This window comes from Bacillus sp. KS1 (genome assembly GCF_020075515.1).
GTDB lineage: Bacteria > Bacillota > Bacilli > Bacillales > Bacillaceae > Bacillus > Bacillus velezensis.
The window spans coordinates 579,586-606,449 of the sequence record NZ_JACAWW010000004.1 but is presented as its reverse complement, the minus strand read 5'-3'; the positions used below and the strand labels follow the sequence as shown (position 1 = coordinate 606,449).

34 protein-coding genes are annotated in these 26,864 nt (G+C 47.0%); 30 read left to right on the top strand and 4 right to left on the bottom strand.

Features of this window, described 5'->3' with window-relative positions:
• Window positions 1-33 precede the first annotated feature (33 nt).
• Complete coding sequence (gene racA, locus HWY38_RS03455; RefSeq protein ID WP_029325733.1) at window positions 34-597, bottom strand: chromosome-anchoring protein RacA; 564 nt, start codon at window positions 595-597, stop codon at window positions 34-36.
• A 110-nt stretch (window positions 598-707) separates the two neighbouring features.
• Window positions 708-1,091 carry a VOC family protein gene (locus HWY38_RS03450; RefSeq protein WP_224181267.1) on the bottom strand — a complete coding sequence of 128 codons (384 nt, stop codon included), beginning with the start codon at window positions 1,089-1,091 and terminating at the stop codon, window positions 708-710.
• A 111-nt stretch (window positions 1,092-1,202) separates the two neighbouring features.
• On the opposite strand from HWY38_RS03450, the gene prfA reads away from it, so the two are divergent.
• The 3 genes from prfA (at window position 1,203) to HWY38_RS03435 (ending at window position 3,484) form a co-directional block, all read left to right on the top strand.
• Window positions 1,203-2,273, top strand: coding sequence for a peptide chain release factor 1 (gene prfA, locus HWY38_RS03445; protein ID WP_003151139.1), 1,071 nt, complete (start codon window positions 1,203-1,205; stop codon window positions 2,271-2,273).
• Window position 2,274: 1 nt separating this feature from the next.
• Window positions 2,275-3,135, top strand: a complete 861-nt coding sequence (prmC, locus tag HWY38_RS03440; RefSeq protein ID WP_224181266.1) for a peptide chain release factor N(5)-glutamine methyltransferase — start codon at window positions 2,275-2,277, stop codon at window positions 3,133-3,135.
• A gap of 70 nt (window positions 3,136-3,205) precedes the next feature.
• Window positions 3,206-3,484, top strand: coding sequence for a DUF5316 family protein (locus tag HWY38_RS03435; protein ID WP_224181265.1), 279 nt, complete (start codon window positions 3,206-3,208; stop codon window positions 3,482-3,484).
• On the opposite strand, the gene HWY38_RS03430 is transcribed toward HWY38_RS03435, so the two are convergent.
• Window positions 3,471-3,845 (bottom strand): UPF0715 family protein, encoded by a 375-nt coding sequence (locus HWY38_RS03430; RefSeq protein ID WP_224181264.1) that lies wholly within the window; start codon window positions 3,843-3,845, stop codon window positions 3,471-3,473. The two genes, HWY38_RS03435 and HWY38_RS03430, sit on opposite strands and share 14 nt — an antisense overlap.
• Window positions 3,846-4,005: 160 nt before the next feature.
• On the opposite strand from HWY38_RS03430, the gene spoIIR reads away from it, so the two are divergent.
• The 18 genes from spoIIR (at window position 4,006) to HWY38_RS03340 (ending at window position 18,185) form a co-directional block, all read left to right on the top strand.
• Window positions 4,006-4,686 (top strand): stage II sporulation protein R, encoded by a 681-nt coding sequence (gene spoIIR, locus HWY38_RS03425; protein ID WP_007407604.1) that lies wholly within the window; start codon window positions 4,006-4,008, stop codon window positions 4,684-4,686.
• 70 nt (window positions 4,687-4,756) lie between these two features.
• Window positions 4,757-5,200, top strand: a complete 444-nt coding sequence (locus tag HWY38_RS03420; protein ID WP_224181263.1) for a hypothetical protein — start codon at window positions 4,757-4,759, stop codon at window positions 5,198-5,200.
• Window positions 5,201-5,356: 156 nt separating this feature from the next.
• The gene (locus tag HWY38_RS03415) at window positions 5,357-6,397 is read left to right on the top strand and encodes an L-threonylcarbamoyladenylate synthase (protein ID WP_224181262.1); all 1,041 of its coding nucleotides are present in this window, start codon (window positions 5,357-5,359) and stop codon (window positions 6,395-6,397) included.
• Window positions 6,398-6,465: 68 nt separating this feature from the next.
• Window positions 6,466-7,023, top strand: a complete 558-nt coding sequence (locus HWY38_RS03410) for a manganese efflux pump MntP family protein (RefSeq protein ID WP_021494810.1) — start codon at window positions 6,466-6,468, stop codon at window positions 7,021-7,023.
• A 73-nt stretch (window positions 7,024-7,096) separates the two neighbouring features.
• Entirely contained in the window at window positions 7,097-7,552 is a 456-nt protein-coding gene (locus tag HWY38_RS03405; protein ID WP_003151148.1) for a low molecular weight protein arginine phosphatase, read from the top strand.
• A gap of 133 nt (window positions 7,553-7,685) precedes the next feature.
• Complete coding sequence (rpiB, locus tag HWY38_RS03400) at window positions 7,686-8,135, top strand: ribose 5-phosphate isomerase B (RefSeq protein ID WP_003151149.1); 450 nt, start codon at window positions 7,686-7,688, stop codon at window positions 8,133-8,135.
• A gap of 13 nt (window positions 8,136-8,148) precedes the next feature.
• Window positions 8,149-8,691 carry a TIGR01440 family protein gene (locus HWY38_RS03395; protein WP_007407598.1) on the top strand — a complete coding sequence of 181 codons (543 nt, stop codon included), beginning with the start codon at window positions 8,149-8,151 and terminating at the stop codon, window positions 8,689-8,691.
• Window positions 8,692-8,838: 147 nt separating this feature from the next.
• Entirely contained in the window at window positions 8,839-10,086 is a 1,248-nt protein-coding gene (gene glyA / locus HWY38_RS03390) for a serine hydroxymethyltransferase (RefSeq protein WP_007614376.1), read from the top strand.
• Window positions 10,087-10,220: 134 nt separating this feature from the next.
• Window positions 10,221-10,850: a uracil phosphoribosyltransferase gene (upp, locus tag HWY38_RS03385; RefSeq protein WP_003151154.1), complete on the top strand. Its 630-nt coding sequence runs from the start codon at window positions 10,221-10,223 to the stop codon at window positions 10,848-10,850.
• A gap of 421 nt (window positions 10,851-11,271) precedes the next feature.
• Window positions 11,272-11,655 (top strand): ATP synthase subunit I, encoded by a 384-nt coding sequence (gene atpI, locus HWY38_RS03380; protein WP_003151155.1) that lies wholly within the window; start codon window positions 11,272-11,274, stop codon window positions 11,653-11,655.
• Between the two features lie 7 nt (window positions 11,656-11,662).
• On the top strand, window positions 11,663-12,397 hold the full coding sequence (gene atpB, locus HWY38_RS03375) for a F0F1 ATP synthase subunit A (protein WP_029325729.1): 735 nt from the start codon (window positions 11,663-11,665) through the stop codon (window positions 12,395-12,397).
• 45 nt (window positions 12,398-12,442) lie between these two features.
• Entirely contained in the window at window positions 12,443-12,655 is a 213-nt protein-coding gene (atpE, locus tag HWY38_RS03370) for a F0F1 ATP synthase subunit C (protein ID WP_003151167.1), read from the top strand.
• Between the two features lie 142 nt (window positions 12,656-12,797).
• Window positions 12,798-13,310, top strand: coding sequence for a F0F1 ATP synthase subunit B (gene atpF, locus HWY38_RS03365; RefSeq protein WP_003151168.1), 513 nt, complete (start codon window positions 12,798-12,800; stop codon window positions 13,308-13,310).
• Window positions 13,307-13,852: a F0F1 ATP synthase subunit delta gene (locus HWY38_RS03360; protein ID WP_003151169.1), complete on the top strand. Its 546-nt coding sequence runs from the start codon at window positions 13,307-13,309 to the stop codon at window positions 13,850-13,852. Before atpF ends, HWY38_RS03360 begins: the two co-directional genes overlap by 4 nt.
• Before the next feature lie 16 nt (window positions 13,853-13,868).
• Window positions 13,869-15,377, top strand: a complete 1,509-nt coding sequence (gene atpA, locus HWY38_RS03355) for a F0F1 ATP synthase subunit alpha (RefSeq protein WP_003151170.1) — start codon at window positions 13,869-13,871, stop codon at window positions 15,375-15,377.
• Window positions 15,378-15,452: 75 nt separating this feature from the next.
• Window positions 15,453-16,316 carry an ATP synthase F1 subunit gamma gene (gene atpG / locus HWY38_RS03350; RefSeq protein WP_003151172.1) on the top strand — a complete coding sequence of 288 codons (864 nt, stop codon included), beginning with the start codon at window positions 15,453-15,455 and terminating at the stop codon, window positions 16,314-16,316.
• Window positions 16,317-16,341: 25 nt separating this feature from the next.
• Entirely contained in the window at window positions 16,342-17,763 is a 1,422-nt protein-coding gene (gene atpD, locus HWY38_RS03345; RefSeq protein ID WP_003151173.1) for a F0F1 ATP synthase subunit beta, read from the top strand.
• Between the two features lie 23 nt (window positions 17,764-17,786).
• A complete protein-coding gene (locus tag HWY38_RS03340; protein WP_003151176.1) occupies window positions 17,787-18,185 on the top strand; it encodes a F0F1 ATP synthase subunit epsilon in 399 nt (132 codons plus the stop codon).
• A gap of 44 nt (window positions 18,186-18,229) precedes the next feature.
• On the opposite strand, the gene HWY38_RS03335 is transcribed toward HWY38_RS03340, so the two are convergent.
• Entirely contained in the window at window positions 18,230-18,700 is a 471-nt protein-coding gene (locus HWY38_RS03335) for a hypothetical protein (protein ID WP_007407595.1), read from the bottom strand.
• A gap of 172 nt (window positions 18,701-18,872) precedes the next feature.
• On the opposite strand from HWY38_RS03335, the gene HWY38_RS03330 reads away from it, so the two are divergent.
• The 9 genes from HWY38_RS03330 to moaA all read left to right on the top strand — a co-directional run bounded on the left by HWY38_RS03330 (window position 18,873) and on the right by moaA (window position 26,675).
• Window positions 18,873-19,103 carry a DUF1146 family protein gene (locus tag HWY38_RS03330; protein WP_007614366.1) on the top strand — a complete coding sequence of 77 codons (231 nt, stop codon included), beginning with the start codon at window positions 18,873-18,875 and terminating at the stop codon, window positions 19,101-19,103.
• Window positions 19,104-19,244: 141 nt separating this feature from the next.
• Window positions 19,245-19,985, top strand: a complete 741-nt coding sequence (locus HWY38_RS03325; protein WP_032875952.1) for a YwmB family TATA-box binding protein — start codon at window positions 19,245-19,247, stop codon at window positions 19,983-19,985.
• 33 nt (window positions 19,986-20,018) lie between these two features.
• Window positions 20,019-21,329 (top strand): UDP-N-acetylglucosamine 1-carboxyvinyltransferase, encoded by a 1,311-nt coding sequence (gene murA, locus HWY38_RS03320; protein WP_007614362.1) that lies wholly within the window; start codon window positions 20,019-20,021, stop codon window positions 21,327-21,329.
• A 199-nt stretch (window positions 21,330-21,528) separates the two neighbouring features.
• On the top strand, window positions 21,529-22,560 hold the full coding sequence (spoIID, locus tag HWY38_RS03315; protein WP_007614360.1) for a stage II sporulation protein D: 1,032 nt from the start codon (window positions 21,529-21,531) through the stop codon (window positions 22,558-22,560).
• A gap of 265 nt (window positions 22,561-22,825) precedes the next feature.
• The gene (locus HWY38_RS03310) at window positions 22,826-23,509 is read left to right on the top strand and encodes a VWA domain-containing protein (protein ID WP_224181261.1); all 684 of its coding nucleotides are present in this window, start codon (window positions 22,826-22,828) and stop codon (window positions 23,507-23,509) included.
• A 309-nt stretch (window positions 23,510-23,818) separates the two neighbouring features.
• Window positions 23,819-24,499, top strand: a complete 681-nt coding sequence (locus HWY38_RS03305) for a VWA domain-containing protein (RefSeq protein WP_012118657.1) — start codon at window positions 23,819-23,821, stop codon at window positions 24,497-24,499.
• Between the two features lie 85 nt (window positions 24,500-24,584).
• Window positions 24,585-24,749 (top strand): hypothetical protein, encoded by a 165-nt coding sequence (locus HWY38_RS03300; protein WP_003151191.1) that lies wholly within the window; start codon window positions 24,585-24,587, stop codon window positions 24,747-24,749.
• 94 nt (window positions 24,750-24,843) lie between these two features.
• Complete coding sequence (fdhD, locus tag HWY38_RS03295) at window positions 24,844-25,632, top strand: formate dehydrogenase accessory sulfurtransferase FdhD (protein ID WP_014306001.1); 789 nt, start codon at window positions 24,844-24,846, stop codon at window positions 25,630-25,632.
• Between the two features lie 17 nt (window positions 25,633-25,649).
• A complete protein-coding gene (moaA, locus tag HWY38_RS03290; protein WP_057080290.1) occupies window positions 25,650-26,675 on the top strand; it encodes a GTP 3',8-cyclase MoaA in 1,026 nt (341 codons plus the stop codon).
• Window positions 26,676-26,864 lie beyond the last annotated feature (189 nt).

Below are 26,864 nucleotides of genomic sequence, written 5' to 3'. Positions count from 1 at the left end.
TGAAAAGCTCCCTGTTTCAGGGAGCTTTTTTGATTAGAATTGAAATTTAAAAGGCGAAAATCTCGTTTTTTTTCTGGGTTTCTTATGTTCTGAAGAAGCGGCTGTTTCTGAGAGGGGAGCTGTCTGGGAAAGTTCCTGGATGCGGGAGGCCAATGTCTGCAATTCGGTATTGAGGTCGTCAATTTCCCGCCTGTGCTGAAGAAGCTGATAAGACACCCCTTCATCCGCCTTTTGTTTCAGCTGGCGTTCAAGCTCCTCTATCCTTGAAAGCAGATGGTTCTCACCTTGTTTCTCTTTCGTGAGAATGTCCAGTTTGCGCTCCAGCTCTGCCAATCTTTGTTCAGCGCCGCCATTGATTTTCGGACGCTGCAAAATGAAGCCCGTCCGTTTTTTCGGCTGCCGTGGCACTTGAACATCCAGAAGGGCAGTGCCTTCAGAAATTTGCCGTTTGACCGATTTCAGCACATCAAGATCCTCAGGTGTAAAGGAATAATGTCCGAGCTCATTCCGTTCAGCCGGAAGATTCAGCTGCTTGACCCACCTTTGCACCGTTTTTGCGGAGACGCCGAGCTCTTTCGCGGCCATGTTGGTATTCATGATCACATACCTCCTTTTTGCTAGGTATTCGACCATGAGGCGGCGTTCCCTTCATGTTAGACAAAACAAGAAGGAATTCGCCAAAGAAAGCGGCATTTCTTCAAAAAACGTTACGCTTCATACAATTCAAGCGGAAGCTTGTCGGGATCAAAGAAAAAGGTAAACCGTTTCCCCGTCAGCGGATCGGTTCTGATCGGTTCTGTGCCGACGCCCTTTTCCTTTAACTCCCTGACGGCTGCTTCAAGATCGTTTACGGTGAAAGCGAGATGCCGGAGACCCGCGGCTTCCGGTCTGGTCGGCCGTTCGGGCGGATCGGGAAAGGAAAACAATTCAATCGCATACGCGCCGTCCAGCGCCAGATCAAGTTTATAAGATCCGCGATTCTTTCGGTATGTTTCTTTTATAATGCCGAAACCGAGAATCTCGGTGTAAAAAGCTTTCGACTTTTCATAATCAGAGCATATGATTGCTATATGGTGGATGGATTTCAGCATATCCGCCCCTCCTTTTTTGCTTCAGTATAACAGAGGCGAATTGCTTTTGACTGGCGATAAGCCCTATACTATAATGAGAATGTTACGCACAGGAAAACAGAGGTGAAGACCGTGTTAGACCGTTTACAGTCAATTGAACAACGATACGAAAAATTAAATGAGCTTTTAAGTGATCCGGAAGTGGTCAACGATCCGAAAAAGCTTAGAGAATATTCGAAAGAGCAATCTGATATACAAGAAACCGTTGAAGTCTATAGACAATACAGAGACGCATCAGAACAGCTTGCCGATGCGAAAGCGATGCTTGAGGAAAAGCTTGATGCCGATATGAGAGAAATGGTGAAGGAAGAAATCTCCGAACTGCAGGGAGAGACGGAAACCTTATCAGAGCGTTTGAAAGTGCTCCTCATCCCGAAAGACCCGAACGATGACAAAAACGTAATCATGGAGATCCGCGGAGCAGCGGGAGGAGAAGAAGCCGCGCTGTTTGCGGGAAATCTCTACAGAATGTACTCCCGTTACGCCGAAATCCAAGGCTGGAAGACTGAAGTCATGGAAGCAAACGTGACCGGAACGGGCGGTTACAAAGAAATCATCTTTATGATTACGGGAAAAGGCGCATACTCCAAGCTGAAGTATGAAAATGGCGCGCACCGCGTACAGCGTGTTCCGGAAACGGAATCAGGCGGCCGTATTCATACATCCACGGCGACGGTGGCGTGTCTTCCTGAAGCGGAAGAAGTAGAAGTGGACATCCACGAAAAAGACATCCGCGTCGATACATTCGCATCAAGCGGACCGGGCGGACAAAGCGTAAACACGACGATGTCGGCCGTACGCCTGACGCATTTACCGACCGGTGTCGTCGTATCCTGTCAGGATGAAAAATCTCAGATTAAAAACAAAGAAAAAGCGATGAAGGTGCTCCGCGCCAGAATCTATGACAAATTCCAGCAGGAAGCTCAGGCTGAATATGATCAGACCCGTAAATCAGCCGTCGGTTCAGGCGACCGTTCCGAGCGTATCCGCACATACAATTTCCCGCAAAACCGTGTGACGGATCACCGCATCGGCCTGACGATTCAAAAGCTGGATCAAATCCTGGAAGGCAAGCTTGATGAAGTGGTTGAAGCGTTAATCGTAGAAGACCAGTCAAGCAAGCTCCAGCAGGCGGAAAATTAAGATGAAGACCGTTTTTGAAGCCCTAAGCTGGGCTTCTTCTTATTTAACCGAAGCGGGAAGAGAAAAAAACGCGGCCGAGCTGCTGCTGTTAAATGATACCGGAATGGATCGGAGCAAACTTCTCGCAAGTCTGCAGGAGCCCGTCGGCGAGGACGAGCTTTACCGATTCAGACGGCACGTGGAGATGCATAAAGAAGGTATTCCGATTCAATATATTATCGGGAAAGAACAGTTTTACGGCAGGGAATTTTTTGTGAATGACGATGTTCTCATTCCGCGTCCGGAAACGGAAGAAGTCGTGTTTCATCTGCTGGACAGACAGAAGCGGGTATTTTCCGAGGCAGAACGCCTGAACGTCATTGATATCGGTACGGGGAGCGGAGCCATTGCGGTGACGCTCGCCATTGAATGCGGACACTTTTCAGTATCGGCTTCGGATATTTCAAAAGAAGCGCTGCAGGTGGCGGAAAGAAATGCGCAAAACCTCGGAGCGGACGTCTGTTTTTTGCAGGGAGATCTGTTAACTCCTTTTATTTCATCAGGGAAAAAAGCGGATATTATTGTTTCCAATCCGCCGTATATTTCTGAAGAAGAAATGGCGGATTTGTCGGATATCGTCCGTTTCCATGAGCCGCTTCATGCACTTACGGACGGCGGTGACGGTTTGAAATTCTACAAGCGATTTATGGAGGAGCTGCCTCTTGTCATGAAAGATAAAGCGCTTGTCGTCTTTGAAATCGGATATAATCAGGGAAAAGCCGTGAAAGACCTGTTCCGTCATTCCTTTCCGAATGCGGAAGTGGAAGTCGTACAGGACATCAACGGAAAAGACAGAACCGTATCCGCGATCATCACATCATGAAAAAAGCCCGCCGGTGACGTACACGGCGGGCTTTTGTTACAATGGAAAGAAAATGAAAGGGGCATCCGCCTTGAAAAAAGCGTTCGCCTTCGGATGTATACTCGCCGCCGCAGCTTATGCGGCGGGGTTTGTTCTGCCGTTTGGCTTTGCCATAATTTTCGGCGCCGTTACGGCTGTTCTTATCGTCACAGCGATCATCGTTTCCGGGTTGGCCGTAAGCGGAGCGGAGCAGCGGGCCAATTATCATTCTGAAACAGAAGAAGGACGGCACGCCCGTTTAAAGATGGCCGCCGTTTTCTTTTGCGCCGCTCTCCCTTCAGCCGGCTGTCTGCTGATTACGCTTCTGTAGCCTGATTTTGTCTTTGCAGCAATACGGAATCCCATACCCAATAGATGACGGCTGTTAAAACCGCAAAGATATAAAAGGCTGAATTAGAAAACAGAGATTGGCCTGACGGCTGCAAAAGACCGAAGATGATCCCGTTTGCAATGAATGACACCCCTAAATAATAAAGAAGATACAGCGGATGAAATCTCTTCGGCTTTTTATTCAGAAAGTATTGAAGCGGCAGCGCAAAAATCAAATAAGGAAACAAAAAATAAAACGCCATCGAAATGAAAGCCGCGATAATGAATTGATGAACATACAAAATAGAATAAATGACAGACATACATGCCGCCGACAGCAGCACGGTGTAATTATATTTCATCTGAAAACCTCCTATCAAAATAATATCGTACCATATTTTGAATCTGTCAATGCAGATTATCAGCTTGCTAGATTTTTTTCTTCCCGCCGGTTTAAACCTTTTCCGTCATGTCCATAATGGGACTAGATAAAAAAAGCACGGAGAGGAACGGTGGGGACCGATGAAACAGACAATGATGATCTGCATATATATTTTTCTTTTATTATCAGGAGCGCTTGCGGGTTTGACAAAAGAAGAAACGGCGCGGGCATCAGCCGATGAGCCCGTCGTCATACCGGATGAAGCGATCCGGCTCAGGATTTTGGCCAACAGTGATAACGATGAGGATCAAAAGCTCAAGCGCCAGATCAGAGATGCTGTAAACAAGCAAATCACGGACTGGGTGAAAGATATCACTTCCATTGAAGAGGCGCGGCGGCTCATTCGTTCGAAGCTTCCTGAAATTAAAGAAATCGCCAAACAAACGATGAAAGAAAAGGGTGCGCATCAATCCGTTTCAGTTCAATTCAATAAAATCTCGTTTCCGACAAAGCTGTACGGCAATATGGTCTATCCGGCCGGAAAATATGAAGCGATTTTAATTACACTCGGCAATGGCGAGGGCGCCAACTGGTGGTGCGTCTTGTTTCCGCCGCTGTGCTTCCTTGATTTCTCAAATGGCGAAGCGGTGAAAGATCAGGAAGACGGCGGACAGAAGCAGGAAGAAACGCAGAAACAGACTAAAAAAGTGCTGGATGACGTAAAAGCAAAGGCTGATAAAGCGAAGAAAGAAAATAAAGATGACGATGATACAGAAGTGAAGTTTTTCCTCGTCGATTGGATTTCAGATCTATTTTCCTGAAGCAAAAGGCATAAATCCGGATTCGATTCATAGATTGGAAGAAAGAGTTGATCGAAACGGAGGGAAATATATGTTTTATCAGCTGAGAGTGGCAAGAGATCAAGATACGGAGGCGCTGGAGGCCTTTTTGAAAAAGGCTGATACAGCACATGCGGAAATCGATCAGCAGATCAGCCGTTTTATCGTGCTGGAAGACAGCGAAAAAAAGATTGCCGCCTGTCTCGGGATCGAAAAATTCAGCGGCGGAAAAGGGCTTCTCCGTTCACTCGTCATGTCGGACAGGCTGAATCAAAGCCATATCGTTACACTGTTTCAAAGTATGGATGTGCTGTGCAAAAAACATGAGATTCAAGATGTCTACTTAGTCGCCAATCAGCCCTCATCTGCTGAGTTTCTGAATGTGATGGGATTTGAAGCGTGCACCGATGCACCTGATGAACTGTATACGTCCGAACATTTCCGCAACTCGTTATGCACAGAAGGTTCGTTTTTAATGGTGAAAACCTCTGCCTGATCTAACTTATACACAAGGTTATCCACTTATTAAAAAGTGTTGTCCACAGTTTGTGGATAACACTTGTTTTATTAAAGGACATCTTTTATACTTTCAAAAGGAATACACGAGAGAAAATAAAGTTTTACCGCTTTAAAATAAGGAGTTTGGTTATACATGAAAACAAAAAGATGGTTTGTGGATTGTTCGCGCGAATTATCCACAACCGATCCCCAGATTACACAAGCAGCTGAATTGCTCCGGCAGAATGAGGTTGTGGCTTTTCCGACAGAAACCGTTTACGGACTGGGCGCTAACGCTGAAAATACGGAAGCCGTAACCAAAATATATGAGGCGAAAGGAAGGCCGAGCGATAACCCGCTGATTGTGCATATATCCCATATCAGCCAGCTTGATCGTTTTATCAGCCATATTCCTGATACGGCGAAAAAGCTTATGAAGCTATTCTGGCCGGGGGCGCTGACCCTTGTCCTGCCGTGTAAGCCCGGCGTGCTGTCACCCCGTGTCACCGCGGGACTTGAGACGGTAGCGGTCAGAATGCCTGATCATCCGGTGGCATTAGCCCTCATCAGCTCGGCCGGACTGCCGATCGCCGCGCCGAGCGCCAATTTATCAGGAAAACCGAGCCCGACGAAGGCCGAGCATGTAGCTCATGATTTAAACGGCCGCATTGCCGGTATTGTGGACGGCGGCGCGACGGGAATCGGAGTGGAATCAACCGTTCTGTCCTGTACGGGGAAACAGCCCGTGCTGCTTCGTCCGGGCGGCGTGACAAAAGAGCAGATTGAATCCGCCGCCGGTCCGGTTCTTGTGGATAAAGGGCTGACCGAAGAAGATGAGGTTCCTATTTCTCCGGGTATGAAATATACACATTACGCGCCTTCTGCGCCGATGGCTATTGCCGACGGCGGCGCCCGGAGAATTCAAGAACTGGCAGACGCATATAAAAGCCGGGGAAAACGAATCGGCATTTTGACAACAGAAGAGAACGCCGATAGTTACCAGGCTGATTATATCAAGGTCTGCGGCAGACGCGCCGACCTTGAAACAGTGGCATCCGCCTTATACGATGCGCTCCGCAGCTTTGATGAAGCGGAAGTGGACATGATTATTTCTGAGTCCTTTCCGGATACCGGAGTGGGGCTCGCCGTGATGAACAGGCTGATGAAAGCCGCAGGCGGCACCGTTATCCATTAACTTGTTCTACCCCTTATCGGACATGCATAAGCTAAACATGCGGGCACGTCCAAGGGGGTTTTTATTTCATGTCGAATCTATTCATCGGGGAACTTGTCTCCTTAAGCATCATGGCATTTGCTTTGGGGACGGATGCCTTTTCCGTCGGGCTCGGAATGGGAATGATTCAGCTGAAGAAAAAACAGATTTTTCATATAGGGGTTGTCATCGGGCTGTTTCATGTCATGATGCCGCTTGTGGGAATGGCGGCCGGGCATCTGCTGTCCGGTTTTCTGGGGATGCTCGCCGTTTACATCGGCGGATCTCTTCTTTTCATTTTAGGGGTGCAGATGATCATCGCCGCGTTTAAACAATCAGACGGGCCGCTCATATCTCCGGCAGGCTCGGGACTGTTGCTGTTTGCGGTCGGTGTCAGTCTGGACAGCTTTTCTGTCGGGCTCAGTCTCGGGATGAACGGCTCCAATCCGTTTCTGGCCGTTACGCTGTTCGGGGTCTTCAGCACCGTTTTAACATGGGCGGGCCTTTTGGCGGGAAGAAAGGTGCAGTCGTGGCTCGGCTCCTACAGCGAAGCGCTTGGCGGAGCCATTTTGATCGGATTCGGGCTGAAACTGCTTTTACCGATATAAGATACGTAAAAAAAGAAACGAAGATGCCGTTTCTTTTTTCTTCATTTATAATAGGCAGTAAGAGGTGACGGACATGAAAATAATCTTTGTATGTACAGGCAATACGTGCCGCAGTCCCATGGCTGAGGCTCTTTTTAAATCCATTGCAGAAACGAAAGGGCTGGATGTCAGTGTAAGCTCGGCCGGCGTATTCGCGTCTCCGCACGGAAAAGCGTCGGCCCATGCCGTAGAAGCGCTGTTTGAAAAACGGATCGCTCTCAATCACAGTTCATCTCCTTTATCGGAAGAACATATCGAGACGGCTGATCTGGTGCTGGCGATGACGGAACAGCACAAACAGCTGATTGAAGGCCGATATCAAAACAGTCAGGGCAAAGTCTTTACCATTAAAGAATACGTAACGGGGGAAAATGGCGATATCTCTGACCCGTTCGGCGGTCCGCTTGATGTTTATAAACAGACGCGGGACGAACTGGAGGAGCTGCTGACCCTTTTGGCTGATCAATTGCTTGACGGAAAAAGCAAGTAATCTGTCAGAAAATCTGCAAACAGGTCATTTGCAAAACGAATGTGAAAGAGTAGAATGAAATCAACGGATTTCGTAATAAATAGGACAAGCACACTGGGCTGTCTTCGCCCAGCCACACCTAGGAGGTAAATGAATGAAAGTAGCTATTGCGTCAGATCACGGCGGCGTCCATATCCGCGAAGAAATAAAAAGTCTTTTGGATGAATTGCAGATTGAATACATTGATATGGGCTGTGAATGCGGCGCCGGCTCTGTCGATTATTCAGATTACGCTTTTCCGGTAGCGGAAAAAGTGGTGAACGGCGAAGCTGACAGGGGAATTTTAATTTGCGGCACAGGCATCGGCATGAGCATCTCCGCAAATAAGGTAAAGGGCATACGCTGTGCGCTTGCCCATGACACCTTCAGCGCAAAAGCGACGCGTGAACACAATGACACGAATGTTCTTGCGATGGGCGAACGCGTCATCGGCCCGGGGCTGGCGCGCGAAATCGCAAAAGTCTGGCTGACGACTGAATTTACGGGCGGCCGCCACGAACGGCGGATCGGCAAAATCGCAGATTACGAAGAAAAAAATCTGTAAGAGGTGCTGGACAATGGAAGAGATGAAGCAAAAATGGACGGACATGCTGACTGAGTTTCAAGAGCAGGCAGGACTGACGGACGGCAGTCTGCTGGTGATCGGGTGCAGTACAAGTGAAGCCGCCGGAAGCCGGATCGGCACCGCCGGAAGCGGGGATTGGGCTGAATTGATATACGGCGGACTTAACCGGTTTAAGGAAAAAACGGGTGTGCATCTTGCTTTTCAATGCTGCGAGCATTTAAACAGGGCGCTTGTCATTGAAGCGGAAACGGCCGAGCGGTTCAGGCTCCCCATTGTTTCAGCCGTCCCCGTCCCGAAAGCGGGCGGAGCGATGGCCTCTTATGCATACCGGCAGATGCGTTCTCCCGTGCTCGCCGAATCGATTCAGGCTGACGCCGGGATTGACATCGGTGATACGTTCATCGGCATGCATCTGAAACCCGTTGCCGTCCCTGTCCGGATATCAAGCCGTGAGCTTGGAGAAGCACATGTGACGATGGCCCGGACAAGACCGAAGCTGATCGGCGGAATTCGCGCCGTTTATGAATGCGAATGATGAAAATACTTTTCCTGTATAATGTTCGTGTTTTCTAATTAAATTTTGTGATTTTTTTAAATAAGCTGTTACATTCACCTGAAAAACCATGTACAATAAGGGTGGTAAAAATAAAGAACAGGAAACGGATAGGAGAGGATCTCGCTGATGAAACATTTACCTGTACAAGACAAACAAGTGTTTAACGCCATCAAAGATGAGCGTAAGCGTCAACAGACTAAGATCGAATTAATTGCTTCTGAAAACTTCGTGACGGAAGCGGTAATGGAAGCACAAGGCTCTGTTTTAACAAACAAATATGCTGAAGGCTACCCCGGCAAACGCTACTACGGCGGCTGTGAGCATGTTGATGTCGTTGAGGACATCGCCCGCGACCGCGCGAAAGAGATTTTCGGAGCTGAGCATGTAAACGTTCAGCCGCACTCAGGCGCTCAAGCGAACATGGCTGTTTACTTCACGATTTTAGAGCACGGCGACACGGTGCTCGGGATGAACCTCTCCCACGGCGGCCACTTAACACACGGAAGCCCGGTTAATTTCAGCGGCGTTCAATACAACTTTGTAGAATACGGTGTCGATAAAGACACGCAATATATAGATTATGAAGATGTGCGTGAAAAAGCGCTGGCGCATAAGCCGAAACTCATCGTTGCCGGAGCGAGCGCGTACCCCCGCACGATCGACTTTAAAAAATTCCGCGAAATCGCTGATGAAGTCGGCGCTTACTTCATGGTCGACATGGCGCATATCGCGGGTCTTGTCGCAGCCGGTCTTCATCCGAATCCGGTTCCTTACGCTGACTTTGTAACGACAACGACTCACAAAACACTTCGCGGCCCCCGCGGAGGAATGATCCTTTGCCGTGAAGAGTTCGGCAAAAAGATTGATAAATCCATTTTCCCGGGAATCCAAGGCGGACCGCTTATGCATGTCATCGCGGCCAAAGCCGTTTCTTTCGGAGAAGTGCTTGAAGATGATTTCAAAACGTATGCGCAAAACGTCATCTCGAACGCGAAGCGCCTGGCTGAGTCTCTGAACAAAGAGGGCATTCAGCTCGTATCAGGCGGAACGGATAACCACCTTGTGCTTGTCGACCTCCGTTCTCTCGGTCTGACCGGAAAAGTCGCTGAACACGTTCTTGATGAAATCGGCATTACATCTAATAAAAACGCGATCCCTTACGATCCGGAAAAACCGTTCGTCACAAGCGGAATCCGTCTTGGTACGGCAGCTGTGACAAGCCGCGGCTTTGACGGTGACGCGCTTGAAGAAGTCGGCGCCATCATCGGCCTCGCACTGAAAAATCATGAAGACGAAGCAAAACTTGAAGAAGCGAGACAGCGCGTATCTGCCTTGACTGAAAAGTTTCCTTTATATAAAGAACTGGACTATTAATAAGGAAGAAACCCGCCGGAACCTTAATCCGGCGGGTTTTTTTATGATTTTCTTGAAACTGTTTGTCTTTTTCTGTAGAATCAATAGAAGTGTGAAAAAGTCACTCGGACAACAAAAAAGGAGCTGAACACAGTATGGGAAAGGTTTACGTATTTGATCATCCTTTAATCCAGCATAAGCTGACATATATTCGGAATGAAAATACAGGCACAAAGGATTTCAGAGACCTTGTGGACGAAGTCGCGTCACTGATGGCGTTTGAAATTACACGTGATCTTCCTCTTAAAGAAGTGGAAGTGAAAACACCTGTTCAAACAGCGACATCCAAAGTGATTTCAGGGAAGAAACTCGGTATCGTGCCGATCCTGAGAGCGGGCCTCGGAATGGTTGACGGCATGCTGAAATTAATCCCGGCTGCTAAAGTGGGACATGTCGGATTATACCGTGATCCGGAAACCTTAAAACCGGTGGAATACTATGTCAAGCTTCCTTCTGATGTAGAAGAACGCGAATTTATTGTCGTGGATCCGATGCTTGCTACGGGAGGTTCTGCGGTGGAAGCGATAAACAGCCTGAAAAAGCGCGGCGCGAGAAACATTCGTTTTATGTGTCTTGTAGCGGCTCCGGAAGGCGTGGAAGAGCTGCAGAAACATCACTCTGACGTTGATATTTATATCGCCGCCCTTGATGAAAAACTGAATGAAAAAGGCTATATCGTTCCGGGCCTCGGTGACGCGGGTGACAGACTGTACGGAACCAAATAAATCGGAAAACCTCATTCAGGGGGTTTTCTTTTTTTATCCAGATATTTGCTGAATGGGCAGACTTCATACATTTATAGGTGAATTTGTGAACATTCTGTGTATGCTTTCGGTATAAAAAGTTTTTTAACTTTAAACAGATTGACACATGTTAGGGGCTATTGTATGCTAAACGAGGGTATTATGAGAAGGTTTTCATTCCTTTCATTTCTAGTATCCATCCTCATTTTAAATCCTCCAAAAAACCCGTTATATGAGGATTTATCTAAGCGAATGAAACAGCATCCCGTGGCATCAGGAGGATGAGTGGTTTTTTCGAACAGGCCGTTTTGCGGGACAAAAAAAGGCCTTCTGCAAAGGGTTAACCGCATGTTTTGCCGTATCCAGGAATTATATTACATTTTCATCAGGAGACAGATAGTTGATGGACGATCCCAATCTTACATTCAGCAGACAACGGAGATATGTATTTGTGATCTTAGCAATCTATTTGCTGGGATATGGTCTTACGGCGTATAAAACTGTTTTTCTAGGCCTCTTTTTGGGAACTGTTTTCAGTTTGTTTAATTTGTGGCTCTTGACCAGAAGAATGAATGCTTTTGACAAGGCCGTGGCGAAAGGAAAGTCCATACGATCACTCGGGAGCGCAGCGCGTTGGTGCAATGCGATACTTGCGATGGCTGTCGCCTTTAAATATCCCGATAAAGTCAGTGTGGCAAGTGTGATTATTGGATTAATGACAATTTATCCCGTCATTATGATAGATTCCATTATTCAGCTCAAACGTTCATCAATGGAAGAGAGGTGAAAACCCATTGAATCACGATTACAGAACTATGGATTTGTTTGGTCTTACTTTTAATCTGACAAACATTCTGATGATTACTGTGGCAAGTGTGATTGTGCTGCTGATTGCGATTCTCACTACGAGAACGCTGTCCATCCGTCCAGGAAAAGCCCAGAACTTCATGGAATGGATTGTTGATTTTGTCCGCAATATTATAGGCAGTACAATGGATTTAAAAACAGGGGCTAACTTCTTGGCGCTTGGTGTAACCTTGCTGATGTACATATTTGTATCAAATATGCTGGGGCTGCCGTTTTCTGTAACGGTCGGACACGAGCTTTGGTGGAAATCACCGACGGCCGATCCGGCTATTACTCTGACTCTAGCCGTTATGGTTGTGTCGTTAACGCACTATTACGGCGTGAAGATGAAAGGTTTGAAGGAATACTCTAAGGATTACCTCAGACCGGTTCCGCTTATGTTCCCGATGAAGATCATTGAGGAGTTTGCGAATACGCTGACACTCGGACTTCGTCTTTACGGTAACATTTTCGCCGGGGAAATTCTTCTTGGCCTGCTTGCGAATCTGGCGACGAATTTCTACTCAAACAGCTTCTTTCTCGGTTTGGTCGGCACAGTCGGAGCCATTCTTCCGATGCTTGCATGGCAGGCGTTCAGCTTGTTCATCGGTACCATCCAGGCATTTATCTTTACGATGCTGACGATGGTGTACATGTCACACAAAATCAGTCATGATCATTAAAATCATATATCCATTCGGATAACATTTTAAAGGAGGAACTTTTTCATGAATTTAATAGCAGCTGCAATTGCAATCGGTTTAGGTGCACTTGGTGCAGGTATTGGTAACGGTTTGATCGTTTCACGTACGGTAGAGGGAATTGCCCGTCAGCCGGAAGCAGGAAAAGAACTTAGAACTCTTATGTTCATGGGTATCGCATTGGTTGAGGCCCTTCCGATTATCGCTGTCGTTATCGCGTTCTTAGCGTTCTTTGGCTAAGCAAAAAAGCCTTATATGAACTAAAAATGGCGAAGATCACTCTAAGAGAACCTTCGCCATTGCTTTATGTCTGATAAGCACGCCGTCCCGAAACGGCTTTTTATCAGAAGAGAAAACCTGCAGAAGGGAGTTGCCGTAGTAGATGTCTCAATTACCTCTTGAATTAGGACTGTCGTTTAACGGCGGAGATATCCTATTCCAATTGTTAGCTATGTTAGTTTTATTAGCGCTTCTCAAGAAATTCGCTCTTGGACCGCTATTAAATATAATGAAACAGCGTGAAGATCATATCGCCGGCGAAATTACGTCCGCTGAAGAAAGAAATAAAGAAGCGCAGAAGCTGATTGAAGAGCAGCGCGTTCTTTTAAAAGAAGCGAAACAGGAATCACAATCACTCATTGAAAATGCGAAAAAACTGGGTGAAAAGCAGAAGGAAGACATTATCCAGGCTGCACGCGCCGAGTCTGAAAGATTGAAAGAAGCGGCGAGAACCGAAATTGTCAAAGAAAAAGAACAAGCGGTTTCCGCACTTCGCGAGCAAGTCGCATCACTTTCTGTCTTAATCGCATCGAAAGTGATTGAAAAAGAGCTTGATGAACAAGCCCAGGAACAACTGATTCAGGACTATCTTAAAGAGGTAGGAGAAAGCCGATGAGTGGATCTGCTGTCTCTAAACGATACGCGTCAGCGCTTTTCGACATTGCCGTTGAGACTTCTCAAATCAATGAAATCGAAGAAGAGCTTACCGTACTAAAAGAAGTGTTCCGGAACGAAGCCGGATTACAGGAAGTGCTAAGCCATCCGAAGGTATCGGCCGCTAAGAAAAAAGAGCTGATTCAGCAATCGTTCGGCGCACTGTCTGAGTCTGTGCTGCATACGATTTTTCTTCTGATTGACCGCCGCCGGTCTTCGATTGTGCCTGATCTCACAGACGAGTTTATCAAACTTGCCAATCAGGCCCGTCAGACAGAGGACGCGGTTGTTTATTCAGTAAAGCCGCTTTCAGAAGCGGAAATGTTATCATTGTCTCAAGTGTTTGCAAAAAAAGCCGGAATCGCTTCGCTCAGAATCAGAAATGAAGTGCAGACGGATTTAATAGGCGGCATTAAAGTCCGCATTGGAAACCGGATATATGACGGAAGCGTGAGCGGAAAGCTTGAGCGCATGGAACGTCAACTTGCCGGAGGAAATCGATAGAAGGGGTGAAACCTAAGTGAGCATCAAAGCTGAAGAGATTAGCACGCTGATAAAGCAGCAAATTCAAAATTACCAATCTGAAATTGAAGTTCATGACGTAGGTACAGTCATCCAAGTCGGAGACGGTATTGCGCGTGTGCACGGCCTTGACAATTGTATGGCCGGTGAACTTGTTGAGTTTTCAAACGGCGTTTTGGGTATGGCTCAAAACCTTGAAGAATCCAACGTAGGTATCGTTATCTTAGGACCTTACAGAGATATCCGTGAAGGTGATGAGGTCAAAAGAACGGGCCGCATCATGGAAGTTCCTGTAGGTGAAGAATTAATCGGACGTATCGTCAACCCGCTCGGACAGCCGGTAGACGGACTGGGTCCGATTCTGACAAGCAAAACACGTCCGATCGAAAGCCAGGCTCCAGGCGTAATGGACCGTAAATCGGTACATGAGCCGCTGCAAACGGGTATCAAAGCGATCGACGCGTTAATTCCGATCGGCCGCGGACAGCGTGAGCTGATTATCGGTGACCGTCAGACAGGTAAAACATCTGTTGCGATTGATACAATCTTAAACCAAAAAGATCAAGACATGATCTGTGTGTACGTAGCGATCGGTCAAAAAGAATCTACAGTACGCGGCGTGGTGGAAACACTTCGTAAGCACGGCGCGCTTGATTACACGATTGTTGTGACGGCGTCCGCTTCACAGCCGGCTCCGCTTCTTTACCTTGCACCGTATGCAGGGGTGACAATGGGTGAAGAATTCATGTACAACGGCAAACACGTTCTCGTCGTATATGATGATTTATCCAAACAAGCGGCCGCTTACCGTGAGCTGTCATTGCTTCTTCGCCGTCCGCCGGGCCGTGAAGCATTCCCTGGGGATGTATTCTATCTTCACTCCCGTCTGCTTGAGCGCGCAGCCAAGCTGAGTGACGCAAAAGGCGCAGGATCAATTACGGCGCTGCCGTTCGTCGAAACACAAGCAGGAGATATCTCCGCTTATATCCCGACAAACGTCATTTCCATTACTGACGGACAGATTTTCCTTCAATCCGACCTATTCTTCTCAGGCGTGCGTCCTGCGATCAATGCCGGATTATCCGTATCCCGTGTCGGCGGATCAGCCCAAATCAAAGCGATGAAAAAGGTAGCTGGAACATTGCGTCTTGACCTGGCTTCATACCGTGAACTTGAAGCGTTCGCCCAATTCGGATCTGATCTTGACCAGGCGACTCAGGCGAAACTGAACCGCGGTGCGCGTACAGTTGAAGTGCTGAAACAAGACTTGAATAAACCGCTCCCGGTTGAAAAACAGGTAGCCATTCTTTATGCGCTGACAAAAGGATATCTTGATGATATTCCGGTTGCGGATATCAGACGTTTTGAAGAAGAGTACTACATGTACCTTGATCAAAACCATAAAGATCTGCTTGACGGCATTGCGAAAACAGGAAACCTTCCTGCTGATGAAGACTTCAAAGCTGCAATCGAAGGCTTCAAACGCACATTTGCACCAAGCAACTAACCCTTAGAAGATGAGAGAAAAAGGTTCTCTTTTTCTCTCTTTTTACGCAAATGAAGAATAAAGGTGGTGAAATCTTTGGCCTCATTACGCGATATTAAGTCAAGGATCACGTCAACGAAAAAAACAAGCCAGATTACAAAAGCCATGCAGATGGTATCCGCTGCGAAGCTGAACCGTGCGGAAACCAACGCGAAGTCATTTGCTCCGTATATGGATAAGATCCAGGAGGTTGTGTTTAACGTCGGAAAAGGCGCGAAAAACGCGAAACACCCGATGCTTGTCTCAAGAGAAGTGAAAAAGACGGCGTATCTCGTCATTACGTCTGACCGCGGGCTTGCGGGTGCGTTTAACAGTTCGGTTTTGCGAAACGCTTACCGCACCATTCAAGAACGCCATCAGTCTAAAGATGAATACACGGTGATTGCAATCGGCAGAGTCGGCCGCGATTTCTTCAAAAAACGGGAAATGCCGATTTTGTCTGAGTTAGTGGGGCTTGGCGACGAGGTCACTTTTGCTCAGATTAAAGATTTGACCCGTCAGACGGTTCAAATGTTTATCGACGGCGCTTTTGATGAACTGCATTTGGTGTATAACCATTTCGTCAGTGCGATTTCACAGGAAGTGACGGAGAAAAAAGTGCTGCCTTTAACGGATTTCGGAACGAGCGGCGGGAAGCGCACGGCTTCTTACGAGTTCGAACCGGATGAAGAAGAGGTGCTCGAAGTGCTGCTTCCTCAATATGCGGAAAGCTTAATTTACGGCGCGCTTCTTGACAGTAAAGCAAGTGAACACGCTGCGAGAATGACAGCAATGAAAAATGCGACTGATAATGCGAAAGAACTCATTGATTCACTTTCGCTTTCATATAACCGCGCGCGTCAAGCGGCGATTACACAAGAAATTACCGAAATTGTCGGCGGTGCAGCCGCTTTAGAATAGAAAGATTTTGTCAGGAGGGATAGCGATGAAGAAAGGACGCGTAAGTCAGGTGCTTGGACCGGTTGTCGACGTACGTTTCGAGGACGGCCACTTGCCTGCGATTTATAATGCGATTAAAGTTTCACAGCCAGCTACAGGCGAAAATGAAGTAGGCATCGACCTAACGCTAGAGGTTGCTCTTCATTTAGGCGATGATACAGTCCGTACAATTGCCATGGCATCTACGGACGGAATTCAGCGCGGAATGGAAGCTGTTGATACAGGTGCGCCGATTTCCGTTCCTGTCGGTGATGTGACTCTCGGACGCGTATTTAACGTACTGGGAGATAAAATTGATTTAAATGAACCGCTGCCTGCGGATGCTCAAAAGGACCCGATCCACAGATCAGCTCCTTCATTCGATGAGCTTTCAACTGAGGTTGAAATTCTTGAAACGGGAATTAAGGTTGTTGACCTGCTCGCTCCTTACATCAAGGGCGGTAAAATCGGATTGTTCGGCGGCGCCGGCGTAGGTAAAACCGTATTAATCCAGGAATTAATCAACAACATCGCGCAAGAGCACGGCGGTATTTCCGTATTCGCCGGTGTAGGAGAGCGTACTCGTGAAGGGAACGACCTTTTCTACGAAATGAGCGATTCAGGCGTTATTAAGAAAACAGCCATGGTCTTCGGACAAATGAACGAGCCGCCGGGCGCACGTATGCGTGTAGCACTGACGGGTCTTACAATGGCTGAGCATTTCCGTGATAAACAAGGACAGGACGTACTGTTCTTTATCGATAACATTTTCCGTTTCACACAAGCGGGTTCAGAGGTTTCCGCGCTTCTCGGCCGTATGCCTTCTGCGGTTGGTTATCAGCCGACGCTTGCGACAGAAATGGGTCAGCTTCAAGAGCGTATTACATCTACAAACGTTGGTTCAGTTACATCTATCCAGGCGATCTACGTGCCTGCCGATGACTACACTGACCCGGCTCCGGCGACAACGTTCGCTCACTTGGATGCAACGACTAACCTTGAGCGTAAATTAACTGAAATGGGTATCTACCCTGCGGTTGATCCGCTGGCTTCCACTTCCCGCGCGCTTGCTCCGGAAATTGTCGGAGAAGAGCATTATGCGGTGGCGCGTGAAGTCCAGTCAACGCTTCAGCGTTACAAAGAACTTCAGGATATTATCGCGATTCTCGGTATGGACGAATTAGGTGAAGAAGACAAGCTTGTCGTTCACCGCGCACGCCGTATCCAGTTCTTCCTTTCTCAAAACTTCCACGTAGCTGAGCAGTTTACGGGACAAAAGGGTTCTTACGTGCCTGTTAAAGAAACGGTACGAGGCTTTAAAGAAATCCTTTCCGGTAAATATGACCATCTTCCGGAAGATGCATTCCGTCTTGTGGGACGCATTGAAGAAGTCATTGAGAATGCAAAAGAGATGGGTGTAGAAGTTTAATCTGGTCCTAGGAGGGTAAAAGCATGAAGACCGTTAAAGTCAATATCGTTACTCCCGACGGCCCAGTATATGATGCTGATATTGAAATGGTAAGTGTAAGAGCCGAGAGCGGTGATCTCGGTATCTTGCCTGGCCATATTCCGACCGTGGCTCCGCTTAAAATCGGCGCTGTCCGCCTTAAAAAAGACGGGCAGACCGAATTGGCGGCTGTCAGCGGCGGATTTTTAGAAGTCCGTCCTGATCAGGTCACTATCCTTGCACAAGCCGCTGAAACAGCGGAAAGCATTGATAAAGAGCGCGCCCTTGCTGCGAAAAAGCGGGCGGAAGACCGTTTGAACAAACGATCAGATGATACTGACATTCGTCGGGCTGAGCTTGCGCTACAGCGGGCTGTAAACAGATTGGATGTTGCAGGAAACTAAAAAAGAATCCTTCTCGGCTGTCTGAGAAGGATTCTTTTTCTATATTAACGCATAAGAGATTCATAGACGCCGATAAGCGGATGATCCTCTTCTTTTTGCAGATATAAATGTTCGCAGCAGTTGTCGGTGTGCCACGTTTTGTTTCCTCTCCGCACACCCGTCGTATAAGCGCCGTCCGTATACGGATAAGGTTTGACGACCCATTCGGCATCGTCATGGTGTCTGATGGCGCAATCGATGACATACACACTGAGCATTTTCTCAAATTCGTCAATCGGCAGGTTCCAATCCGCCAAAAGCAGCTCTTGTATGCTGCGGAAGTAAAGAGCTTCCACTTCCAGCAGGCTGCCGCGTGAATAATCAAGAGAAATGTTGAAAAACTGACATAATTCTTTCAGTTCCTCTGTTTGAGACTGTCTATAATCATAGTAGAATGCTATCGCTTCCCACTCGTGGTCAAATACGGGAAGTGTTTCTCCATACTGCTTTTCCGGATGAAAAAAGGAATGATTCATATTCCCATCTCCTTTCCAAAAAAGTATATCATGCCGGAGAACGGACATTTAAGCGGGGATTGCCTCTAATTTTGGATAAAAATTCTGATGTAAAAATGATCATCTTTCTCTCTTCTTCTTATATAATAAGAGAGGATATGAGGGGCGGAAAAAATGAAAGGAGATGGGATTTGTGAATGTATTGGGGCAGCAGGCCGCAATCAGCATCCTGGTTCACCTGGTATGCATTGCGGTGACATGGTGGGCGCTTCAGGCCGTCAACTTTGATCCGCTGATCCGAAAAGGAAAAATAGTGCAGGCGAGGCTGCTGATCATTCTTCTTACCATTGCGATCGGTACGGCAGTCGCTGACTTCTTTTTAGATTATCTTACCTATTCGAAACAGCTTCCATACTTATTTTAAGATGTTTCGTCTGTTGAAATGAAGGGAATCGCTGGGTGAGAAACCAATTTTTCTTCACCCGCTTGGCGAGTTTTGACGAAGTTTTCCATGTATTGCTTTCCCCGGCTCCGGCAAAAATGGGAGTAAGGGGGAGAGATCGATATGAAGAAAAAAAGAGCAGGCCGCATCATCTTGTTTTTTGTTTTTTTAAGCGCCTTAATAGCGGTATTTCATTCCATTCATGCAAGTGAGCTGTCTCCGCTTGCCCAGATTGCCGAAGGAATGGAGCGGCAGCAGGTCACTGTAGATGAATGGACGCTTCATGCGAAAAAAAATCTGAACCTGTCACTGAGTGAATTTGATGACAAGGTAAAAGAACTGAAGACGCAGTATCCGCAATATCATTGGGAATCCGCGCGGGAAGATAAAATCGTAAAGGCCGTCGGCACGTATTCTGACAAAAAAAATCACACAACTTTTAAACTGCAGCTCGTCACTACCCTCAAAAACCAGAACCCAACTTCGTATTTATTATATGAGCAAATGAGCCCGGAGCAACCGAAAAACTGGAATGATACATATGAACAGTTTGAACGGCAGGCACACGACATATTTCAAAATAAAGTATTTATTTTTACTTGTCTAAAGGGTCATTTAAATGATAATATGAGTATTGTTTTGCAAAAAAAAGCAGAACAGCTCATGAAAGAATTTGAAGCAAGTCCAGTTGAACATGTAGTTGAGCCTCATTTCGTTTCTGTTTCTGCATTTACATATAAGTGGACAGATTACATCATGACATCGAAACATAAGATGAATGTGCAAGTTGCGCTTAGAAGTGCGGGAATGGGCGAAAAACATACCGTTACGGTTGGCACACCAATCGTGACGACTGAATATTAATATAGAGAATATAGGGACGCGGAGGGGAATACCTTGGAAAAAATCATCGTCCGCGGCGGTCAGAAGTTAAACGGCACAGTGAAAGTTGAAGGAGCAAAAAATGCCGTTTTACCAGTTATCGCTGCATCTTTATTAGCAAGTGAAGAAAAAAGCGTAATATGTGATGTACCTACGCTCTCCGATGTATATACAATTAATGAAGTGTTGCGTCATTTAGGAGCAGATGTGCATTTTGAGAATAATGAAGTTACCGTAAACGCTTCTTACGCTTTAGAAACAGAAGCACCTTTTGAATATGTGCGCAAAATGCGCGCGTCAGTGCTTGTTATGGGCCCTCTGTTAGCCCGTACGGGTCATTCAAGAGTAGCGCTTCCGGGCGGCTGCGCAATCGGCTCAAGACCGATTGATCAGCATTTAAAAGGCTTTGAAGCAATGGGTGCAAAAATCAAAGTAGGCAACGGCTTTATTGAAGCAGAAGTGGAAGGCCGTCTGCAGGGCGCAAAAATCTATTTAGATTTCCCAAGTGTGGGTGCGACAGAAAACTTGATTATGGCAGCTGCTTTAGCTGAAGGAACAACAACGCTTGAAAACGTGGCAAAAGAGCCTGAAATCGTTGACTTAGCGAACTATATCAATGCGATGGGCGGAAAAATCCGCGGAGCCGGCACAGGCACCATTAAAATTGAAGGTGTCGAGAAGCTTCACGGCGTAAGACACAACATCATTCCTGACCGTATTGAAGCGGGTACTTTCATGGTGGCTGCGGCGATCACGGAAGGAAATGTATTAGTCAAAGGTGCGGTTCCTGAGCATCTTACGTCTTTAATTGCGAAGATGGAAGAAATGGGAGTCAAAATTACGGATGAAGGAGAAGGCCTTCGTGTCATCGGTCCTGCCCAGCTGAAGCCGATCGACATTAAAACGATGCCTCACCCAGGATTCCCGACTGATATGCAGTCGCAAATGATGGCGCTGCTTCTCCGTGCGAGCGGAACAAGCATGATTACTGAAACTGTGTTTGAAAACCGTTTTATGCATGCTGAAGAATTCCGCCGGATGAATGGCGACATTAAAATTGAAGGACGTTCTGTGATCATTAACGGTCCTGTACAGCTGCAAGGCGCAGAAGTTGCCGCTACGGACCTGCGTGCGGGCGCGGCGCTGATTCTTGCGGGATTAGTGGCTGAAGGTCATACACGTGTCACGGAACTGAAGCACTTGGATCGCGGTTATGTGAATTTCCATCAAAAACTTGCGGCTCTCGGCGCTGACATCGAGCGTGTCGTTGATGAAACGGCCGCTGAACAAGAAAGTAAAGAAGTCGTAACTGACCTAAACGCATAATGGCTGTAAAAACAGTATGTCAATCTGGCATACTGTTTTTTTATGGTTTATCATCATTATTATGCTCTGATTTCCAAAAAAGAATACGTTTTTCGCGTGAAAAATGGAATAAAGATTCTGTCCAAAAGGAAGTCATATTAGCTTGTCCCTGCCCATAAGATGAAGTAGAGTCGAATCCCAAGCAGGAGGCAGCTGATATATGAAACCGATTGTATTTCTACTATCCGGGCTGTGTATACTTATTCTTCTTGTCCCCACCATTCTCGTCCTTCCGTTTCAGGCAGAAAAAGGAGCAGCCGTAAATAGAGAGCCCGGACACAAAACAGCACACACCACACGAGAAACAAAAGGAGCAGAAACATTGAAAGAATCACCTGTATCCATTCCGGTTTATCGGACATCCAATCATTCTGTAGAGAACATTCCGCTTGAAGAGTATGTGGTCGGTGTCGTGGCTTCCGAAATGCCCGCAAACTTTAAACCGGAGGCCTTAAAAGCCCAGGCGCTCGCCGCCCGGACATTCATCGTCAGACTGATGGTCGCTGACTCAGCCGTTCAGGCGCCGAAAGGATCACTGGTGGATGATACGCAAATGTTCCAAGTCTATCAAAGCAAAAGCCAGCTGAAAAAAGAATGGGGTTCTAAGTACGCACACAACCTCAAGAAAATCACAAACGCGGTCGCCGGCACGCAAGGAAAGATTTTAACGTACGACAACAAGCCGATTGAGGCATCTTTCTTCTCTACGAGCAACGGGTATACGGAAAATGCGGAAGCCTATTGGACAAGCGCCATTCCTTATTTAAAGAGCGTGAAAAGTCCGTGGGATAAGCAATCGCCGAAATATCTCGCCACCCAGACCTTCAGTGTGCCGGAGTTTCAGCAAAAGCTCGGCGTACAGCTCTCGGGACAAAACACGGTGGGACAGATTACAGCCAGAACGCCGGGCCATCAAGTGGCGACGGCCGTCATCAACGGCAAAAAGCTGAAGGGAAGAGACATCCGGGAAAAACTCGGACTCCGTTCTGCCGACTTTGAATGGAAACGGAACGGCGGCAGCATCACCATTACGACAAAAGGATTCGGCCACGGCGTCGGCATGAGCCAGTACGGGGCCAATTACATGGCGGAGCAGGGAAAATCAGTGGCGGACATCGTCAAGCATTATTATCAGGGTGTGGATATTTCCGAAGCAGATTCATTTTTAAACAAATATATGGCGAAAAAATAGACGCTTTCATGAGCGTCTGTTTTTTTTGAAAACTATTCCATAAACGGTAAAGCAACCAACAGACTCATATAACGAAAGCCTAAAGGCTGACAAATGTCGATTGAAGGCTGAGCGCCGGGTGTAAATCACTGATAAAAATGCCGCTTCTATGTGAATATACGCAAAAATAATGAGGAACGCCGTCCTATTTATTTCCCTATTCATCTCATTTACGATAAATATTGTTCGGCGTTGAACGTAAATCTATTGAAAAGGGGAAAAAGCAATGAAAAAAACATTTTCACTCATACTCATGCTCGGATTGATGACTGCTGCATCTCCTGCTTTTGCTGCCGAGAATGCAAACGAGAAGACTCTTTCATTTAAAAACAATACCGCTATTTTACTTGATGCGAGCGGCAGTATGGCAAAACGGATTGACGGTGTTTCTAAATACAACATGGCAAAAGAAGAAATTGTCCGTTTTGCGGATCAAATTAAATCTAAATCACAGGTCAGAATGACGGTTTTCGGTTCGGAAGGCAATAATAAAAACTCCGGAAAGGTTCAATCTTGTGAATCCATTCGCGGTGTGTACGGATTCCAAAGGTTTGACAGACAGAGCTTCCTTAACTCTCTTAACGGAATCGGGCCTACGGGCTGGACACCGATTGCAAAAGCATTAGAGGATGCGAAGGCTTCCTTTACCGGTTTGCACAAACTTGGCAGTAAATCCGTTTTCCTGTTGACGGACGGCGAGGAGACATGCGGAGGAGATCCTGTTAAGACAGCGAAAGAACTTCGCAAACAGCATATTAAAGTCAACGTGATCGGCTTTGACTTTAAGGAAGGCTTCAACGGCCAGCTTCACGAGATTGCCAAAGCGGGCGGAGGAAAATATTACGAAGCTCACAGCCAAAAGGATATGAACCGCATCTTTACAATGGCAGCGAGTTCATTAGCGGAATAAGAGAAGGTGCCGTTTATCGGCCCTTTTTTTTATTTTTATTTAACAAAAATTTCAAGAAAAGGTGAAGAGAAAACTGTAAAAAGAATCAGATTCCGGACTTATATTACAAAAAGGGCGAAAAAGGCATTAAATCTGTCATCATTTATCCAATCTTTTTAGGATGATGCGCATAATTCTGTTCATTTTTAACGGTGTACAGCCGCTTATACAAAAGGAATCCCGCCCTATATCTTTTTGCATACTCGTCATCTAGCATAGAGAAGAGCCGGGGGCCCATCGGCCAAAAACAAACGGAGAGGAATGAACGAAATGAAAAAAATGTTCACTGCGGGGATTGTCGGACTTTTGACGCTTTCACTCGGATCACCTGTTTTTGCAGCCGAGAAAAAGCACGAAGAAACAAACGTTGCCGTGCTGTTTGACGCAAGCGGAAGCATGATACAAAAAACAGGGGGAGAGCGTAAAATAGATGTCGCGAAAGAGTCTGTCACTTCTTTTGCGGAAGTTCTTCCTGAAGACACGAATCTGATGCTTCGGGTATTCGGGCATAAGGGCAATAATAAAAACTCAGGCAAAGCCGTATCATGTAATGCGACAGAAACGTTATACGGCCTTCAGCCGTACGCCGTGACTCCATTTGAGCAATCACTCAGCAAGATTAAACCGACCGGCTGGACACCGATTGCGAAAGCGCTCTCTGATACGCGTGAAGAATTTGAGCGGGCCGGCGCCACGGGGAAAAACGTCGTATATCTGATCACAGACGGTGAAGAAACATGCGGCGGTAATCCTCAGGCCGAAATTCAAAAGCTCCGTAAAGCGAACGTCAACACGATCGTCAATATCATCGGCTTCAACTTCGGCATGAAAGGAAGCGAAAGCCTTGAAAAAGCGGCGGAAGCGGGAGGCGGCACATATGTCTCAGCTGACAGCGCGGACGAGTTCAAACAGGCTTGGGAAGACGCTGCAAAGGATTTAGCAAAAGAATAGGTTAAAAAAGGACGCCCGCGCGGCGTCTTTTTTGTTTAGAAAACGGAACCGCGGGAATGATACGGATAAAAGGAGATGAACGCTGTTGTTAAAAGGAGCAGGCATTATATTGGTGCTGGCGGCAGTCGTTTTTGTTCTGATAGGGATTTTTCTGAAGCTTGCCGCCTTCATATTCGTCAGTATATTGGCCATTATCGCCGCAGTTATTTTATTCACCATTCTGAGCAGACATCATCGCAATGAAACATAGAGTCCGAAGAGGGCTCTTTTTTTAAACCGCAAATTCGACAAAATACAGGGATTGTGGAAGAATAAAAGAGAAGGATACTGCGGAGGGGAAAACAGTGGATGAAAAAACAACAGCGGTAAGAGACATATACCGCTATGAAAAAGGGGTATTAACAAAGACGGCAGATCGGATGGTTTCAGAGTATCCGCTTACCGTCATGGTGAACGGGCAGGAATTTGTTACGCTCGTCTGCACGCCTGACCATTTAGAGGAACTCGTCATCGGATTTCTCGCATCAGAAGGCGTCATTCGTTTTGAAAAAGAGATCAAAAGCTTTACTATAGATGAAAGTCTCGGGTTCGCATATGTTGAACTGACGAATCCCGGAGTGCTTGAGCAAAAAGACTATACGAAGAGGGTCATCGGTTCATGCTGCGGGAAAGGCCGCCATTTTTACTTTCAGCAGGATGTGAAAACGGCCAAAACCGCCGTCAGCCGGATTACCATAACTCCTGAGACGTGCCTTCGCCTGATGAAGGAGATGCAAAGCGGAAGCGGCACCTTCCGGGAAACGGGCGGCGTCCATAATGCAGCGCTGTGCGATACGGAAAAGCTGCTCTTGATGAGGACGGATATCGGGCGCCACAACGCGCTGGATAAGCTGTACGGCTGCTGTTTGAAAAACGGAATGCCCGTCCGTGACAAGCTGATCGTCTTCAGCGGCCGGATTTCCTCAGAGGTTTTATTAAAAGCCGCAAAAATCGGCGTGTCGATTGTCATTTCAAAATCGGCGCCGACGGAGCTCGCGCTGCAAATGGCGGAAGAGCTGAACATCACCGCGATCGGTTTTGTCAGAAACGGATCATTTAACGTATACACACATCCTGAACGGGTTGAACAATAGAAAGGGGTCTTGGGCTTATGAATACAGAAACGCGCCGGGTGACAGACAAAAAGGAAAGGCCGCTCAGGGATCTTCGTATCTCTGTAACCGACCGCTGCAACTTCAGATGCACGTACTGTATGCCAGCCGAATTATTCGGACCGGATTATCCATTTTTACAAAAGACGGAATTGCTCTCCTTCGAGGAGCTTGAGCGGCTTGCGAAGCTGTTTGTCGGCCGCTTCGGCGTTGAAAAAATCAGGCTGACGGGCGGAGAGCCGCTCATGAGAAAAGATATGCCTGAATTGATCAAAAAACTTGCGCGCATCCCCGGACTTAAAGATATCGCGATGACGACAAACGGCTCTCTGCTTCCCGTGTATGCGGAAAAACTGAAGCAGGCGGGGCTGCATCGAGTGACAGTCAGCCTCGATTCTTTAGAGAATGAGCGGTTTAAGGCCATTAACGGCCGCGGCGTTTCGGTGAACAAGGTGCTTGAGGGCATTGAGGCGGCAAAAGCGGCCGGACTCGGTGTGAAAATCAATATGGTTGTTCAAAAGGGCGTCAATGAAAAAGATATCCTGCCGATGGCCCGCTATTTTAAAGAAAAAGGTCATATTCTCCGGTTTATTGAATTTATGGATGTAGGCAATACGAATCAATGGAATAAAAAAGACGTGATCACGAAGGCCGAAATTATTGATCTGATCAACCAGCACATGCCGACGGAGCCGATAGAAGCGAATTATAAAGGAGAGGTCGCTTCCAGGTTCCGCTATCTTGACGGTTCCGGCGAAATCGGCGTGATTTCCTCCGTCTCGGATGCATTCTGCGCCTCCTGCAACAGAGCGCGCCTGTCGGCGAGAGGCGAGCTGTTTACGTGCCTGTTTGCGTCAAGCGGCTATGATGTTCGGAAACTCGTGCGCGGCGGTCTGACCGATGATGAATTGACGGAATCCATCGCTTCTGTCTGGAGAAATCGCGCGGATCAGTATTCAATTGACCGCGCGCTTTCTAAAACGGATGGGAAAAAGAAAGTGGAAATGTCTTATATAGGCGGATGAAGAAAAGCTTGCCCGGACAAGGGCAGGCTTTTTTATTCACATTATGAGAGCGGTCTGTTCAAAAAATACCGGTAACAGCCGAAATATATGATAGGAATTTTGATGCAGGACAATCAAGTTATGCAATTCCAAAGCCATACAATATGTTAAAATATAACCAATAGAAATTAGAAAAGGTTGTGAAAGGGG

What these genes read in the sequence shown, in the direction of transcription:
- racA (WP_029325733.1), bottom strand. Translation starts at nt 597, where the DNA reads ATGAATACCAACATGGCCGCGAAAGAGCTCGGCGTCTCCGCAAAAACG.
- HWY38_RS03450 (WP_224181267.1), bottom strand. Translation starts at nt 1,091, where the DNA reads ATGCTGAAATCCATCCACCATATAGCAATCATATGCTCTGATTATGAA.
- prmC (WP_224181266.1), top strand. Translation starts at nt 2,275, where the DNA reads ATGAAGACCGTTTTTGAAGCCCTAAGCTGGGCTTCTTCTTATTTAACC.
- HWY38_RS03430 (WP_224181264.1), bottom strand. Translation starts at nt 3,845, where the DNA reads ATGAAATATAATTACACCGTGCTGCTGTCGGCGGCATGTATGTCTGTC.
- spoIIR (WP_007407604.1), top strand. Translation starts at nt 4,006, where the DNA reads ATGAAACAGACAATGATGATCTGCATATATATTTTTCTTTTATTATCA.
- HWY38_RS03420 (WP_224181263.1), top strand. Translation starts at nt 4,757, where the DNA reads ATGTTTTATCAGCTGAGAGTGGCAAGAGATCAAGATACGGAGGCGCTG.
- HWY38_RS03415 (WP_224181262.1), top strand. Translation starts at nt 5,357, where the DNA reads ATGAAAACAAAAAGATGGTTTGTGGATTGTTCGCGCGAATTATCCACA.
- HWY38_RS03410 (WP_021494810.1), top strand. Translation starts at nt 6,466, where the DNA reads ATGTCGAATCTATTCATCGGGGAACTTGTCTCCTTAAGCATCATGGCA.
- HWY38_RS03405 (WP_003151148.1), top strand. Translation starts at nt 7,097, where the DNA reads ATGAAAATAATCTTTGTATGTACAGGCAATACGTGCCGCAGTCCCATG.
- rpiB (WP_003151149.1), top strand. Translation starts at nt 7,686, where the DNA reads ATGAAAGTAGCTATTGCGTCAGATCACGGCGGCGTCCATATCCGCGAA.
- HWY38_RS03395 (WP_007407598.1), top strand. Translation starts at nt 8,149, where the DNA reads ATGGAAGAGATGAAGCAAAAATGGACGGACATGCTGACTGAGTTTCAA.
- glyA (WP_007614376.1), top strand. Translation starts at nt 8,839, where the DNA reads ATGAAACATTTACCTGTACAAGACAAACAAGTGTTTAACGCCATCAAA.
- upp (WP_003151154.1), top strand. Translation starts at nt 10,221, where the DNA reads ATGGGAAAGGTTTACGTATTTGATCATCCTTTAATCCAGCATAAGCTG.
- atpI (WP_003151155.1), top strand. Translation starts at nt 11,272, where the DNA reads ATGGACGATCCCAATCTTACATTCAGCAGACAACGGAGATATGTATTT.
- atpE (WP_003151167.1), top strand. Translation starts at nt 12,443, where the DNA reads ATGAATTTAATAGCAGCTGCAATTGCAATCGGTTTAGGTGCACTTGGT.
- atpF (WP_003151168.1), top strand. Translation starts at nt 12,798, where the DNA reads ATGTCTCAATTACCTCTTGAATTAGGACTGTCGTTTAACGGCGGAGAT.
- HWY38_RS03360 (WP_003151169.1), top strand. Translation starts at nt 13,307, where the DNA reads ATGAGTGGATCTGCTGTCTCTAAACGATACGCGTCAGCGCTTTTCGAC.
- atpD (WP_003151173.1), top strand. Translation starts at nt 16,342, where the DNA reads ATGAAGAAAGGACGCGTAAGTCAGGTGCTTGGACCGGTTGTCGACGTA.
- HWY38_RS03340 (WP_003151176.1), top strand. Translation starts at nt 17,787, where the DNA reads ATGAAGACCGTTAAAGTCAATATCGTTACTCCCGACGGCCCAGTATAT.
- HWY38_RS03335 (WP_007407595.1), bottom strand. Translation starts at nt 18,700, where the DNA reads ATGAATCATTCCTTTTTTCATCCGGAAAAGCAGTATGGAGAAACACTT.
- HWY38_RS03325 (WP_032875952.1), top strand. Translation starts at nt 19,245, where the DNA reads ATGAAGAAAAAAAGAGCAGGCCGCATCATCTTGTTTTTTGTTTTTTTA.
- spoIID (WP_007614360.1), top strand. Translation starts at nt 21,529, where the DNA reads ATGAAACCGATTGTATTTCTACTATCCGGGCTGTGTATACTTATTCTT.
- HWY38_RS03310 (WP_224181261.1), top strand. Translation starts at nt 22,826, where the DNA reads ATGAAAAAAACATTTTCACTCATACTCATGCTCGGATTGATGACTGCT.
- HWY38_RS03305 (WP_012118657.1), top strand. Translation starts at nt 23,819, where the DNA reads ATGAAAAAAATGTTCACTGCGGGGATTGTCGGACTTTTGACGCTTTCA.
- moaA (WP_057080290.1), top strand. Translation starts at nt 25,650, where the DNA reads ATGAATACAGAAACGCGCCGGGTGACAGACAAAAAGGAAAGGCCGCTC.